General features: G+C 32.3%; 14 protein-coding genes and 2 rRNA genes (1 of these 16 running past the window's edge). 8 read left to right on the top strand and 8 right to left on the bottom strand.

Features of this window, described 5'->3' with window-relative positions; translation table 11 throughout:
- Genes ilvC through LWW95_04595 form a run of 4 tightly spaced genes read right to left on the bottom strand, consistent with a single transcriptional unit; the run spans position 1 to position 3,448 of the window.
- Positions 1–993, bottom strand: coding sequence for a ketol-acid reductoisomerase (gene ilvC / locus LWW95_04610; protein MDL1956315.1), 993 nt, complete (start codon positions 991–993; stop codon positions 1–3).
- The gene (ilvN, locus tag LWW95_04605) at positions 994–1,506 is read right to left on the bottom strand and encodes an acetolactate synthase small subunit (GenBank protein MDL1956314.1); all 513 of its coding nucleotides are present in this window, start codon (positions 1,504–1,506) and stop codon (positions 994–996) included.
- Between the two features lie 2 nt (positions 1,507–1,508).
- Entirely contained in the window at positions 1,509–3,218 is a 1,710-nt protein-coding gene (gene ilvB / locus LWW95_04600) for a biosynthetic-type acetolactate synthase large subunit (protein ID MDL1956313.1), read from the bottom strand.
- Positions 3,215–3,448 carry a YdcH family protein gene (locus LWW95_04595; GenBank protein MDL1956312.1) on the bottom strand — a complete coding sequence of 78 codons (234 nt, stop codon included), beginning with the start codon at positions 3,446–3,448 and terminating at the stop codon, positions 3,215–3,217. The genes ilvB and LWW95_04595 overlap by 4 nt, the downstream gene beginning before the upstream one ends.
- Positions 3,449–3,552: 104 nt before the next feature.
- Here LWW95_04595 and LWW95_04590 point away from each other — a divergent pair, with 104 nt between their 5' ends.
- From LWW95_04590 to LWW95_04565, 6 genes are all read left to right on the top strand, one after another.
- A complete protein-coding gene (locus LWW95_04590; protein ID MDL1956311.1) occupies positions 3,553–4,854 on the top strand; it encodes an MFS transporter in 1,302 nt (433 codons plus the stop codon).
- On the top strand, positions 4,811–6,499 hold the full coding sequence (gene pyk, locus LWW95_04585; GenBank protein MDL1956310.1) for a pyruvate kinase: 1,689 nt from the start codon (positions 4,811–4,813) through the stop codon (positions 6,497–6,499). The genes LWW95_04590 and pyk overlap by 44 nt, the downstream gene beginning before the upstream one ends.
- A gap of 1 nt (position 6,500) precedes the next feature.
- A complete protein-coding gene (locus tag LWW95_04580; protein ID MDL1956309.1) occupies positions 6,501–7,646 on the top strand; it encodes an MFS transporter in 1,146 nt (381 codons plus the stop codon).
- Positions 7,643–8,500 (top strand): DMT family transporter, encoded by an 858-nt coding sequence (locus tag LWW95_04575; GenBank protein MDL1956308.1) that lies wholly within the window; start codon positions 7,643–7,645, stop codon positions 8,498–8,500. Before LWW95_04580 ends, LWW95_04575 begins: the two co-directional genes overlap by 4 nt.
- A gap of 4 nt (positions 8,501–8,504) precedes the next feature.
- The gene (gene radC / locus LWW95_04570) at positions 8,505–9,185 is read left to right on the top strand and encodes a DNA repair protein RadC (GenBank protein MDL1956307.1); all 681 of its coding nucleotides are present in this window, start codon (positions 8,505–8,507) and stop codon (positions 9,183–9,185) included.
- 99 nt (positions 9,186–9,284) lie between these two features.
- Complete coding sequence (locus LWW95_04565; GenBank protein ID MDL1956306.1) at positions 9,285–9,554, top strand: HU family DNA-binding protein; 270 nt, start codon at positions 9,285–9,287, stop codon at positions 9,552–9,554.
- A 32-nt stretch (positions 9,555–9,586) separates the two neighbouring features.
- Here the strand turns inward: LWW95_04565 and thiC are convergent, their stop codons facing one another.
- Together thiC and thiD are read right to left on the bottom strand one after the other, a co-directional pair.
- On the bottom strand, positions 9,587–10,882 hold the full coding sequence (gene thiC, locus LWW95_04560) for a phosphomethylpyrimidine synthase ThiC (GenBank protein MDL1956305.1): 1,296 nt from the start codon (positions 10,880–10,882) through the stop codon (positions 9,587–9,589).
- Complete coding sequence (thiD, locus tag LWW95_04555; protein ID MDL1956304.1) at positions 10,875–12,215, bottom strand: bifunctional hydroxymethylpyrimidine kinase/phosphomethylpyrimidine kinase; 1,341 nt, start codon at positions 12,213–12,215, stop codon at positions 10,875–10,877. The genes thiC and thiD overlap by 8 nt, the downstream gene beginning before the upstream one ends.
- A 63-nt stretch (positions 12,216–12,278) precedes the next feature.
- On the opposite strand from thiD, the gene LWW95_04550 reads away from it, so the two are divergent.
- Positions 12,279–13,376: an LptF/LptG family permease gene (locus tag LWW95_04550; protein ID MDL1956303.1), complete on the top strand. Its 1,098-nt coding sequence runs from the start codon at positions 12,279–12,281 to the stop codon at positions 13,374–13,376.
- Positions 13,369–14,451, top strand: a complete 1,083-nt coding sequence (gene lptG, locus LWW95_04545) for an LPS export ABC transporter permease LptG (protein ID MDL1956302.1) — start codon at positions 13,369–13,371, stop codon at positions 14,449–14,451. The genes LWW95_04550 and lptG overlap by 8 nt, the downstream gene beginning before the upstream one ends.
- A gap of 5 nt (positions 14,452–14,456) precedes the next feature.
- Here the strand turns inward: lptG and rrf are convergent.
- A 5S ribosomal RNA gene (rrf, locus tag LWW95_04540) occupies positions 14,457–14,573 on the bottom strand.
- A gap of 47 nt (positions 14,574–14,620) precedes the next feature.
- A 23S ribosomal RNA gene (locus LWW95_04535) occupies positions 14,621–15,022 on the bottom strand (it continues 2,676 nt past the right edge of the window).

The raw sequence follows: 15,022 nt of genomic DNA, 5'->3' as shown, positions 1-15,022 counted from the left end.
TTACTTTTCTTTTAACCAAGGCATCATAGCTCGCAATTTCGCACCAACCTTTTCAATAAGATGCTCTTCTTCTTGCCTTTTTAAAGCATAATATACAGGACGCCCAGCCTTATTCTCTAATATCCATTCTCTTGCAAATTCTCCTGTTTGAATATCTCTTAAAATTTCTTTCATACGTTGTTTAGTCTCTTCGTTTATAACTCGTCTTCCTCTTGTTAAATCTCCATATTCAGCTGTATCACTAACAGAATAACGCATATGTTTAAAACCGCCTTCATATATTAAATCTACTATAAGTTTTAACTCATGAACACATTCAAAATAGGCAATTTCTGGTTGATAACCTGCCTCTACTAAAGTTTCAAAAGCTGTTTGCATTAACTTTGTCACTCCTCCACATAAAACCACTTGCTCACCAAAGAGATCCGTTTCTGTTTCTTCTTTAAAAGTAGTTTCTAACACTCCTGCCTTTGTAGCTCCAATACCCATAGCATAGGCTAAAGCCTTTTTTAAAGCATTTCCTGAAGCATCTTGATGTACTGCTACCAAAGCAGGTACACCCATACCTTTTTCATACATGCGACGCACAAGATGACCTGGGCCTTTTGGAGCTACCATAATTACATCTATGTTAGAAGGAGGAATAATCTGATGATAGTGAATATTAAAACCATGAGCAAAAAGGATAGTTTTACCTTCTGTTAAATAAGGCTCTATATCTTTTTTATAAAGTTCTGGTTGTATTTGCTCTTGAGTGAGTATAGCAATTAAATCTGCTTTTTGAGTTGCCTCAGATGCTGAGATAGGTTCAAAACCATCTTCTTTTGCTTTTTGATAATTGGGACCACCTGGCCTTTGAGCAACAATGACTTTAAAACCACTGTCCCTTAAATTTAAAGCATGGGCATGACCTTGACTTCCATAACCAATAATAGCAATAGTTGCATCCTTTAATGCTACCACATCCACATCTGAATCATAATAAATCTTCATTTATTCCTCCTTTCCTTTAACATCCTTTTTTGCTCTTGGTAAAGCAACTGTACCTGTACGAGCAATCTCTTTAATTTGAAAATGCTTTAGAAGTTCAATAAAAGCTTCTAACTTATCAGCACTTCCTGTAATTTCTATTGTGTAATAAAGAGGACTCACATCTACAATTTTCCCTCGAAATATATCTACTATTCTTAAAATTTCAGCTCGATTTTGTGGTTCTGCCTTTACTTTTATTAAAGCCATTTCTCTTTCTACAGAATCCATTTCAGAAAGATCAACGACTTTAATAACATTAATAAGTTTATTTAATTGCTTTTTAATTTGCTCTATAATTTGTTCATCTCCAATAGTAACAAGAGTAATCCTTGAGATTTGAGGATCTATAGTTTCAGCTACACATAAACTTTCTATATTAAAACCACGTCCACTAAAAAGACCAGCCACACGGGAAAGTACCCCTGGCTGATTCTCTACAAGTAAAGATAAAGTATGTCTCGTCTGCTTTTCCATCCTTATAATAAAACTGTTCCACCTAAAAGCATTTTAGTAATTGGTGCCCCAGCTGGTACCATAGGATAGACATTTTCTTCAGATTCAATAATAAAATCCATAAAAACAGTATTATTAATACTTAATGCTTTTTTAACAACTTCTTCTACTTCTTGAGGTTTTGTTGCTCGCAAACCAACCGCACCATATGCTTCTGCCACTTTGACAAAATCTGGTGAATATTCAAGACTTGTTTGTGAATAACGACCTCTATAAAATAATTGCTGCCACTGCCGCACCATACCTAAATATCCATTATTTAAAATTGCCACTTTTATTGGCAATTTATTCCCCACTGCTGTTGCTAATTCTTGAATATTCATCTGAATACTTCCATCACCCGCGATATCTATTACTAATTTATCAGGAAATGCCACTTGCGCACCAATAGCTGCTGGAAAACCATAACCCATAGTACCTAAACCACCAGAAGTAAGAAAACTTCTAGGACGATTAAACTTAAAATACTGAGCTGTCCACATTTGATTTTGACCTACTTCTGTAGCAATTATTGCCTCTCCTTTTGTTAACTCATAAATTTTTTCAATAACAAATTGTGGTTTAATAGGTCCATCTTCAGGTTGTTCATATGCAAGTGCATGAGAGCGTTTCCACTCTTCTATTTGCTCAAGCCAATCACGATGTTTATTTTTCCAATCAACTTCAGAGATTTCTTTCAATGCCTGATTAAGTTTCTTTAAAGCATCATAACAATCTCCTACAATAGGAATATCCACAACTACATTCTTACTAATAGAAGAAGGATCAATATCTATGTGAATAATTTTTGCTTCAGGAGCAAATTCATCTACTTTTCCTGTCACTCTATCATCAAACCTTGCTCCTACTGCCAGTATAACGTCACAGTGTGAGATAGCCATATTAGCTCGATAAGTCCCATGCATACCTAACATACCCAACCAAAGAGGATGTTCACCAGGAAAACTACCTAATCCCATTAAAGTATTAGTTACTGGAATTGAGCAATTTTCAGCTAATTTTCGTAATTCTTCTGATGCTCCTTTAGAATAGATTACCCCACCACCTGCATAAATAACTGGCCTTGTTGCTTTAATTAATAATTGAGCTGCTTTTTTTATTTGTTTTACATTAGCATAATATGTAGGTTTATAACCTCGTAAAGAAATTTTTTCAGGATATTCAAATTCTGCTTTTGCTTGTTGTACATCTTTTGGTAAATCAATTAAAACAGGACCTGGACGCCCAGACTTAGCAATATAAAAAGCTTCTTTAATAATTCGAGCTAAATCATTTACATCTTTAACAAGATAATTATGTTTTGTACAGGGGCGAGTAATACCGACAATATCTACCTCTTGAAAAGCATCATTGCCAATAAGTTTAGTAGGAACTTGACCTGTAATAACAACAATAGGAATAGAATCCATATAAGCAGTAGCAATGCCTGTTACAGTATTAGTAGCACCAGGACCAGAAGTTACCATTGCTACTCCTACTTTACCTGTTGCCCTCGCATATCCATCAGCCATATGAATAGCTCCTTGTTCATGACGTACAAGGATATGTCGAATAGAGGAGTCATAAAGTACATCATAAACATCTATAATTGCTCCTCCAGGTAATCCAAAAATCACTTCTACATTTTCTTTTTTTAAACTTTCAACAACTATTTGAGCACCAGTTAACTTCATTCTCCCATTTCCTTCATATATTTTTTTAAAATTTCATGTATCCTATCTTTTCCAGCCAATTTAATCTTTTTTAGTCTATTCCTTTCTATCTCCTCTTCAGGAGTAAGATAAACTCGTTTATTGTATTCCTCAATCTTTTTTTCTAAATCTAAATGTTCTTCCCATAACTTTTTCAACTCTTCATCTTTTTCAATCAATTTATTAATAAGCTCTATTTCCTTAGGCTCCATATCTTCCCTCCATTAATAACTAAGGCATTTTTATATCCTCACAAGTCCTTTTTTGTCAACATTAAATTGATTTTTCCTCTTTACAATGTTACAAACATCACTCAATGAATAAGGAAATTTTTGGCTGGTTAATGTATGACTTTGCAAATTCTGCTTTTGCTACTATTATCCTTGCAACTCTCTTACCTTTTTATTTTATTCGTTATGTAGCTCCAAATGAAATTTCTTTTTATTTTTTGGGCTTTAAATTTACCTCTTATGCTAGTGCCTTATGGGGATATGCTATTTCTATTTCTATGCTATTAGTTGCTCTTTTTGCTCCTATTTTAGGAACTATTTCTGATTTTTATTATAAAAGAAAAAGATTTCTTTTTTCCTTTTGTTATCTAGGATGCATATTAACTAGTTTACTTTATTTTGTAGAAATTGGAGACTATTGGCTGGCTATATTTCTTTTTATATCAGCTAATATGGCCTTTGCTCTTGGAAATGTATTCTATAATGCTTTTTTAAAAGACATTGTTTCTGAAAAAGAGATGGATTTGGTTTCTGGAAAGGGATTTGCTTATGGCTATTTTGGTGGAGGAATTTTACTTTTGTTCAGTTTATTAATAATTTCAAAATATAAAAGTTTTGGTTTATCTTCTCAGATAATGGCTATTCGTATAATTTTTATTATAGTGGCTATTTGGTGGGCAGTATTTTCTATTCCTACTTTTATTTTTCTTAAAGAGAAAAAAGGATCTATTGAACACTATGACCTTTCAACTTTTTTTCAAACATTAAAAAAAATAAAACATTTTAAAGAGGCATTAAAATTTTTAATAGCCTTTTTCTTTTATAATGAAGGAATCCAAACAGTAATTGCTCTAGCTACCATTTTTGTTACTAATGAACTTCTTTTAGATGAAATTACTTTAATTGAAGTTTTATTATTTATTCAGTTTATAAGTATTCCTACTACAATACTTTGGGGAAAAATAGCCAAAAAAATAGGAACAAAAAAAGCATTAATTGTTATTTTAAGTCTTTGGTTAGGTATAATTCTCTATGCATATATTATGAAAAGAATTTTAGAATTTTGGATATTGGGCGGAATGGTAGGTTGTATTCTTGGTGGAACTCAGGCTTTAAGTCGCTCTTTTTACACTTTATTCATACCCAAAAAACATAGTGCAGAATTTTTTGGATTTTATACCATAAGTCATAAATTTGCTGCTATCATTGGACCATTTAGTTTTGGACTTATTCACGATATTACTGGTAACTTACGTTATTCTATTTTATTTATTGCTATTTTTTTTATTTTAGGAATTATCATTCTTATTACTGTCAATGATAAAAAACTAATTAGGAGTTTTTATGAAAAGGACAAAAATTATTATTACTTTAGGGCCTGCAATTGAAAACATACATATGATGACAAGTATTATTCGAGCTGGGGCAGATATTGCACGCATTAATACTGCTCATGGTAATACAACATATCATCAGCATCTTGTAGAAAGATTAAAAGAGGCTTCTAAAAAAACAAAAAAATTCATAGGTATAATGTTGGATATAAAAGGACCAGAAATAAGAACAGGAGAGGTAGAAAATGATGAAATAGAATTAAAAGAAGGTAAAACTCTTTTACTTACATCGGAAAATATTATTGGCACATCAAAACGGCTTTCTCTTAATCGCTCTCTTTCGCCTTTTTTAGACAAAGGCGATATAGTACTTTTAGATAATGGTAAGATTAAATTAAAAGTAATTAAGGTTAAAAAAGATGAAATTGTTACTCAAATAATTCAAGGCGGGAAGATAAAAGGGAAAAGAGGAGTAAATGTTTTAGGAAAAGATTTTCCCTTTCCTTATCTTACTAGAAAAGATTTAAATTATCTTCAATTTGCTGTTAAAAATGAAATTGACTTTATTGCTGCTTCTTTTGTTCGACGGGCAAATGATATTTTTGAAATAAAAAAGGCTTTGACAGAATTTAAAGGCAACATACCTATTATTGCCAAAATTGAAACAAAAAGTGCCATAAAACACATAGAAGAAATTTTATGGATAAGCGATGGCATTATGGTTGCTAGGGGTGATCTTGGGGTGGAAATGCCAGTGGAAGAACTTCCTGAAGTTCAAAAATATCTTTTAAAAATGGCTATGGCACAAGCTAAACCGACTATTATTGCTACACAAATCTTAGAAACAATGATAAATCAACCTATACCTACCAGAGCTGAAGTTTCAGACATTGCTAATGCTATTTTAGATGGCGCTGATGCTCTTATGCTTTCTGGAGAAACAGCTATAGGAAAATACCCTATAGAAGCAGTAAAGGTATTAGTAAAAGTGGCTAAAAAAACAGAAACTTTCTTTTTTAAAACTTCACTATTTTTTGAATTAAAAGGTGGCATTTCTCACAATGTAAGCAATGCTGCTACTTTGTTAGCAAAGGAAATGGAAGCAGATGCCATCCTCTGTCTTACCCGTTCAGGCAAAACAGCTAGACTTATCTCAAGACATAAACCTAAAACAAAAATTCTTGTAGCTACCTATAACAAAAAAATTTTACGTCAAATTTCCATTCTTTGGGGAGCACAAGGCTTTCTTACCAAAAAATTACCAACTACTGACGAAACTATTACTAGTGCTATTAAAAATGCTTTAAAAAAAAGACTTCTTAAAAAAGGAAATACAATAATAATTACATCTGGTGAACCTTCTGGCCCTTCTGGCATCACAAATATTATTCGTGTACAAGTTGTGGGTGACATCTTAGGCAAAGGTGTTGCTTTTGGCAAAAGGCGAGTAAGGGGAAAGGTATGTTTTGGAATAAATGAAAGGGGAGAAATTCTTGTTAGAAAAGAAATGCCTGAGATATTTACTCTTCTTTCTTTCAAAGGAGTAATTATCGAAAATGAAATATTTAATCCTGAAATAATTAAAAAAGCTGTGAAAAAAGGAGTAACAATTATTATTGGTGTAAAAAATATTCTTAAGCATTTAAAACCTGGAGATGTAATTCAAATAGATCCAAAAAGGGGTATTGTTTTTCGTTAAAATGAATTTAATTGAAAAAAATGCCCTAAAATTTATTTTTCTTTTAGGCTTGGTAAGTCTTTTTGGTGATATCATCTATGAGGGGGCTAGAAGTATCATAGGTCCTTTTTTGTCTCTACTTGGTGCAAGTGCAGTAGTAGTAGGATTAATAGTTGGATTAGGAGAATTTTTTAGTTATTCCTTACGCTTACTTTCTGGTTATTTAGCTGATCGCACAAATCGTTATTGGTTAATGATTTTTCTTGGCTATGGTATGCTTTTAGCTATACCTTTTTTAGCTTGGACAAAAAGTTGGGAATTAGCATGTTTTCTAATTATTTTAGAACGGATTGGAAAAGCTATCAGAACGCCTGCAAGAGACGCTATTCTTTCACATGTTACAGAAAGAATGGGAAGGGGGATTGGATTTGGAATTCATGAAGCACTTGATCAAATTGGTGCTATAATTGGACCTTTATTTCTTTCTTTTATTTTTTCTTTAAAAAAAACATATCAAACGGGATTTGCTTTTTTATTTATTCCAGCCATTTTTCTTGTAATATTTCTATCTTTAGCTAAAATTAAATATCCATCATTTGTTTTAATAGAAGACAAAGTTTTTTTAAAAAAAGAAAAAATTTCTAAAAATTTTTGGATTTACACACTTTTTAGTTTTTTTACAGTCGCAGGTTTTATAAACTTTCAAATTATTTCTTATCATTTTAAAACCAAAATGATCCTCTCAGATATTAATATTCCAGTTTTTTATGCTATTGCTATGGGAGTGGACGCTATTTTTGCCTTATTGATTGGCAAAGTCTATGATAAATTTGGTTTAGCTTGTTTAGTTATATTACCTTTTTTAAATATATTTATTCCATTTTTTATTTTCACTTCTTATACTTCTCTTATTTTAGTTGGTATAACAATTTGGGGAAGTGTTATGGGTATTCAAGAAACAATTATGCGAGCTGCTGTTGCTGATATAACCCCTTTGAGTAAAAGGGGGATTGCTTATGGAATATTTAACACCATTTATGGACTGGCATGGTTTTTAGGTGGTGGATTAATAGGATTTTTATATGAAATCTCACTTAATTATGTTATTTTAGCAATAATTTGTTTACAAATAATCTCTTTATTTCTATGGTGGAAAATAAAAATATGAACTGGCTCTTTTGGTCTTTACTTTCTGCTTTATCTCTTGCTACAGCTGATTTTATTACAAAAAAATACTTAAAATTTCTTTCTCCTTGGGAAATGAGTACTATCCGTATTATATACGCTTTACCTTTTTTACTTCCATTTTTATTTTTTCTCTCTTGGCCCTTATTAAATAAAAAATTTTGGTTAACTTTGCTTTTCCTTTATCCATTGGAAATCCTTGCTCTTTTTCTTTATATGGCTGCTATTAAAATCTCTCCTCTTTCATTAACATTACCTTTTCTCTCTTTTACCCCTATTTTTCTTATCTTAACAGGTTGGTTTATTCTCAAAGAAATGCCAAATTTTTTAGGTATAATGGGGATTTTGGCTATAGCTATTGGAAGCTATCTGCTTTATTTACCACCTCAATTTTTCAACTTAAAAGAATCATTTCGATTATTTTGGGAAGAAAAAGGCTCTTTTCTAATGTTACTCGTATCCGCCATTTATGCTATTACTTCGGCTTTAGGAAAAAAAGCAATACTTTATTCAAATGCTCTATTTTTTGGCCCCTTTTATTACATAGGATTAAGTTTATTCTTTTTACCATTCTTTTTTAAAAAAAGAATCTTTAAGAAAAAAACTATTTTAATTCCTAGTTGTATGATAGGCTTTTTCACAGCCCTTATGATTGTAAGTCATGTAATAGCCATAAGTCAAATAAAAGCAGTTTATATGATTAGCATTAAACGTTTAGCACCTCTTTTTGGTGTAATTTATGGAGGAATTTTTCTTAAAGAAGAAAAATTTTTCCTTCGTTTTTTAGCTACAGGACTTATGTGTTTAGGAGCAATTATTATTTATATATGGGGGTGATTAAATGAAGTATAAAATTCCCTCTTGGCCAATTCAGGAAAGACCAAGAGAGAAGTTATTAAACATGGGAGCTCATTCTCTCACAGAGGCTGAATTATTAGCTATTCTTATAGGTAAGGGTACAAAAGAAAAAACCGCTGTAGATTTAGGTAGAGAGTTATTAATAAAATTTGAAAATCTCTTTCGTCTTTCTCAATGCAATCCTAAGGAATATGGTGCAATTAAAGGCATTGGCATGGCCAAAGCTGTTATTTTAGCAGCTGCTTTTGAACTAGCAAAAAGGTTACAAGCACAAAGACAAAGGCCAAAAAGATTTAAAACACCAGAGGATGTAGCTATGGTCTATCTTCCATTAATGCGAGGTTTGAAAAAGGAAATTTTTAAAGTTCTTCTTTTAAATAGTGCTAATCAGCTTATAAAAGAAGTAACTGTTTCTGAAGGTACACTTAATGCTAGTGTAGTACATCCAAGAGAAGTATTCCGCGAAGCTATTATTGAAGCAGCACGAAGCATTATACTTATTCATAATCATCCAAGTGGTAATCCTACCCCTAGTGAACAAGATATAAAAATTACTCATCAATTAATACAAGCCGGAGAAATTATAGGCATACCTATTTTAGACCATATTATCTTAGGAAACACTGAATTTTTTAGCTTTGCGAAAAAAGGATGGTTAAAATAAATTTTTCTCTTGCCAAAAAAATCTTTTTATGGTAGGGAATTGACAAATATTTTTAAAAAAAATTATACATGGCAGTTTTTAAAGAAAGGAGGGTTTAATATGACAAAGGCAGAGTTAGTGTCAAGATTAGCAAATAAGACAGGAATGAAAAAAGTTGATGTAGAGAGGGTCTTAAGTGCATTTTTAGATGAAGCGAAAAATATTCTCAAAACAGATGGAAAACTTACATTGACAGGTTTTGGTACCTTTCGTGTTGTAGAAAGGGCTGCACGTGAGGGAAGAAATCCTCAAACAGGTGCTCCTATTAAAATCCCAGCAACTAAAGTTGTACGTTTTAAGCCTGGAAAGGAGTTAAAGAATCTGTTTTAAAATTTTGCCCTCCTCTTAAGAGGAGGGCTTTATTAATCTTTACAACCAAGAAATTCTTTTAGCAATTTAATAGCACAATATTTGCCACACATTGTACATACATCACTTATTTTAGGTTTACTTGTCTCACGATAATATTTTGCTTTTTTTGGATCAATAGAAAGTTTTATTTGCGTTTCCCAATCAAGTTTTCCTCTAGCTTCAGACATTTTTTTATCTTTTTCCCATGCTTTTTTATTACCTCTAGCCAAATCTGCTGCATGAGCAGCAATCCTTACACCAATAACTCCATCCCTTACATCCTCTATAGTAGGTAAACGCAAATGTTCAGCAGGTGTTACATAACAAAGAAAATCAGCTCCAGCCCAAGCTGCTAAAGCACCACCAATTGCTGCTGCAATGTGATCATAGCCAGAGGCAATATCTGTAACCAATGGGCCTAAAACATAAAAAGGAGCACCTTTACATAATTTTTTTTCTAAAAGCACATTGGCAGCAATCTGATTTAATGGAACATGTCCTGGACCTTCAATCATTACTTGCACACCTGCTTCTTTAGCCTTTTCAGCTAATTCTCCTAACAAAATTAACTCCTCTATTTGAGCTCTATCAGTAGCATCTGGTAAAGAACCAGGACGCAATCCATCTCCAAGACTTAAAGTTACATCGTATTTTTTTGCGATTTCTAATAAGCGATCATAATACTCATAAAGAGGATTTTCTTTTTCATGATAAAGCATCCAAGTAGTTAAAAATGCTCCACCTCGACTAACTATATTTGTTATCCGTCCTTGTTTTTTTAACCTTTCTAAACTTTGCAAAGTAACACCACAGTGGACAGTAATAAAATCCACACCATCTTGTGCATGTTTTTCAATGACATTAAAAATATCATCTACTGTCATTTTAATAATACCGCCTTTTTTTTGAGCCACTTCAATGGCTGCTTGATAAATTGGTACTGTACCAAAAGGCACAGGTGTTTCCTTTAAAAGTATTTGCCGAATGTGATTTAAATCTCCACCTGTACTTAAATCCATTACTGTATCAGTCCCAGCCTCTAAAGCTACCCTTAATTTTTCAAGCTCTTCATTTATATTTACATGATCAGAAGAAGTACCAATATTGGTATTTACTTTTACTCGTAATCCTTCACCAATGCCTATTGGTCTTTTTAACCTCTTTCTTTTATTTGCAGGAATAACTACTTTCCCATCAGCTACTCTGGCCATTAAATCTTCAATCTCAACACCTTCCTCATCAGCGATTACTTTCATTTCAGGTGTAACAACACCCTTTTTGGCCAGAGTAATTTGAGTCTCAGCCATATTTAAAAACCTCCTTCAAAATATTTGATAGTTTTTCTACTACTTCATATGGATTTTTACCCAATATTCGAATCATTGGCTCTTTACCCCAATCTCCTTTATCATAAATTAAATCAGGAACACTTCCTCTTTTTTTAACAGCTTTTTCTACTAACCAAGGTAAGCTTACTCCTTCTATTTCTTTTAATTCAAGTGGTTCTTCTGTTCGAGAAACTCCTTCAACTTTATATCTTAAAGCTTTTGCTTTTGCTACTATTTCTGAAGAAAATTTTATATTAATAGCAGCACGATAACTTTTATCAAATTCCATAGCTTTTAATACTACATTAGCCATATGGTGTGAAACACCAAAAGTAGGTGCTGTAAAAGCACAAATCTTACCATTTATAACAGTTAACCTGCCTGGGAAACCAGCTACTTCCATTAAACTCCTTGCATAAGGTAAGGCATAGACAAAATTCATTCTTACTTCTGGAAAAACTTTTGCTATAAATGGTATTTTTTGAAGTTGTTTTAAACTTTCCTTCAAAGCCTCAATTACCTCATATCGTGCTTTTTCTTGTTCAATATAAGCAAATGGATGTGATAATAAACTTCCCTTACCTAAATCAAGAGCTCCATCAATCGCTAAAGTAATTACCTTTTTTGCTTGAATAACTGCATCTAACAAAGAAAAACCTTTGCTTAAAAACGTAGCAATAGCACTACTAAATACACATCCTGTACCATGAACAGGCATATTTTGTTTTTTAGTTGTTTCCCATACATAAAAGTTATGACCATCATACAGCACATCTATTGCCGGTGAAAGCTCACCACCTGTAATCAATACAGCTTTTGGTCCAAATTCTTTTAATTTTAAAGCTGCTTCTTTCATTTCTGATACATTTAATGGTTTTTTACCTAAAATATAACCTACTTCGTCAAGATTGGGTGTAATTAAATCAGCTAAGGGAAAAAGGCAATTTAACATTACTTTCACTGCTTGATTAAGTAAAAATTTATTTTTTGCCTTTATCACTGGGTCAATTACTAAATTTTTCAAAGAAAATCTTTTCAATTCCTCACTAGTTATTTTCACTATTTCTTCATTTGGCAACATTCCTATTTTAACAGCATTTATTTTAAAATCTTCACATAAAACATCTATTTGTTTTTTTAAATTTTCTTTATCTATAGGAATACTTTCTTTAACACCTTGTGTATTTTGTATTGTTAAGGCAGTAACTACTGTTAGACCTAACCCTCCTAATACTGTAACTGTTTTTAAATCGGCTTGAAGTCCAGCTCCACCACAAGGATCAAATCCTGCAATAATCAAAATCACACTCATCATTTCAAAGTAACTTGCCCAAGTTAAGTTGTCAATTCTATCAATCTTAGTTAAAACATATTTATGTTTATACGCTATCGTACTCTTTCTTATTATTTAACTAAAGAAATCCTTATTTATTTTCTTTTAAGTACTTTAGTCTTTTCATTTCTTTTCCTTATGGGAAAAACCTTTGAGCTTGCGCGACTTATTATTAAATATCATATTGGATTAAATGTAATCTTAAAACTCCTTTGTTATGCACTTCCTTATTTTCTCTCTTATATAATTCCTATTTCTGCTTTACTTAGCACTTTATTTACTTTTTTACGAATGAGACAAGACAATGAATACATTGCTATTAAAACTGCTGGTATAAGTCCAATCAGTTTCTTATCTTTTCTTTTTCTTTTTGCTTGTTTTTGTTTTTTTACTAACCTTTTTATTACAAGTATAATCTTTCCTCTTGGATACAGAGCTTCTAAAGAATTAATCTTTTCTCTTACACAAAAGAAAATAGAAATATCAATAAAACCAGGAATATTTACTAACCCCTTACCAGGTTTAATTTTTTATGTAGATAGGATTGAAAATGAACAATTAAAAGGAATCTTTTTATATGATGAAAGAAATAAAAAAAAGGAGAAAATTTATCAAAATCAATTAATTATAGCAGAATCTGGATCAATTTCTCAAGAAAAAGGCAAAATTATTTTTTATTTTAAAAATGGTTATATTTGGAAAGATACAAAACCTATAAAAAAACTTGCAAGTCATTTTTTAGCTTATAAAAAATATACTTTTTTAATTGAAACACCAAATAAAAAAAATAAAAGGAGAAGGAGACCCAAAGAACATTATCTTTGGGAGTTATGGCAAAGAATTAAAAAAGAAAAAGATCCTGCTTTTATCATTGCATTTCATCACAATATTGCTCTTCCTGTAACTTCCTTTATCTTTGTTTTTTTGGGAGCTGTTTTAGGATTAAGAGAAGAAAAGAAAAAACATTTAGGGGCTGTTTCTTTAGGTTTTATCTGGTTAATCATTTATCAAATATTATTTTTAACTGGCAAGACACTAGCAAAAATCCAAGTAATATCTCCACATATTTGCTTATGGATACCTAATTTTGTTGTAATTGGTGTAACTTTATATCTTTGGCATAAAATTGTAAATGATTAAATTAATAGATAAATATTTAGCTAAACAATTTATTAAAATTTTGATCCTCTTATTAGTCTCTTTTGTAATTATTTATCTTGTATTTGATTTTTTAGAAAAAATAGATAATTTTTCTGAAGCGGGTATAGATACAAAAACTATTATTACTTACTTTATACTTTCCATTCCAGGTATTCTCAGTCAATTATTTCCTACTGCTTGTCTCCTTAGCACCTTATTTAGTTTAAGTTTAGCAAAAAAACATAATGAATTGATTGCATGGCAAGCCTGTGGAATAAGTCCATATCGGATTGGTGCTTTTTATATTTTGTTTGGTATAATTTTTTCTATAAGTTTATTTTTATACAATGAATTTATTGTCTGTAAAACGCAAGCTATAACAAACTATATCTGGAATATTAAGGTAAAAAAAAGAAAAACAAAAGGAGGATATTTTCAACAGGGAATTTGGTTAAAGGGAGAAAATGCAATTTATCAAATTGATGCTATAAATTTGAAAACAAATACACTATATGGAGTTACTATTTATTTTTTTACACCGAATTTTCAACTTAAAAAACGACTTGATGCCTCTAAAGTTACTTGGAATTCCCAAAAAAATATATGGGTTTTTTATCAAGGAGTTGAGCAAGTAATATTTAAAGGAAAAATAAAGATGATTCCTTTTATTAAAAAAAACATAAATTTAAAAGAAACACCAAAAGATTTTCAATTTTTAAAAGCAAATTATCAACAACTTGATTTTTGGCAATTAAAAAATTATGTAAAGAAATTAAAAAAACAAGGATATAATGTGTCTTCTTATGCTACAGATCTTTGGCAGAGGACATCAATTCCATTTACCCCATTGATTTTAATAATTTTTGGTATGGCACTTGTTTTTAAAGGAAAAGAGACAAAGACTGCTGCTTTAATTGGTTTAGGAATACTTATTGCTTTTATTTTTTGGGTCATTCAAGCATTTTCTATTGCTTTAGGAAAAAGTGGCTATATTTACCCTTTTTTAGCAGCTTGGTTTCCTAATCTTCTTTTTGGTGTATGGGGAATAATACTTTTAAAATATAGCTCTGAATAAAAAAGTCCCGGCAGCGACCTACTTTCCCACGGCGGAATCGCCGCAGTATCATCGGCCCTGGAGGGCTTAACTTCCGAGTTCGGAATGGGATCGGGTGTGGCCCCTCCGGTATAGCCACCGGGACATGAATTTTAAAAAATATTTTGAATATGGAAGACGCTTAGTTTTTGTGGTCAAGTCGCACGGCCGATTAGTACCGCTCGGCTTCACCCATTACTGAGCTTCCACCTGCGGCCTATCAACCTCGTAGTCTCCAAGGGGCCTTTAGGGAGAGCCCTTTCGGACTCTCACGGGAGACCTTATCTTGGGGTGGGCTTCCCGCTTAGATGCCTTCAGCGGTTATCCCGTCCGCACATGGCTACCCGGCGCTGCCCCTGGCGGGACAACCGGTACACCAGAGGTGCGTCCCTCCCGGTCCTCTCGTACTAGGGAGGGCTCCCCTCAAGTCTCCTGCGCCCACGGCAGATAGGGACCAAACTGTCTCGCGACGTTTTAAACCCAGCTCACGTACCCCTTTAACGGGCGAACAGCCCGACCCTTGGGACCTTCTCCAGCCCCAGGATGGGATGAG

The sequence above is a fragment of the Candidatus Desulfofervidus auxilii genome (assembly GCA_030262725.1).
Lineage (GTDB): Bacteria > Desulfobacterota > Desulfofervidia > Desulfofervidales > Desulfofervidaceae > JAJSZS01.
Note: the sequence above shows the minus strand (reverse complement) of the source record. Positions and strands in the feature narration are given on the sequence as shown.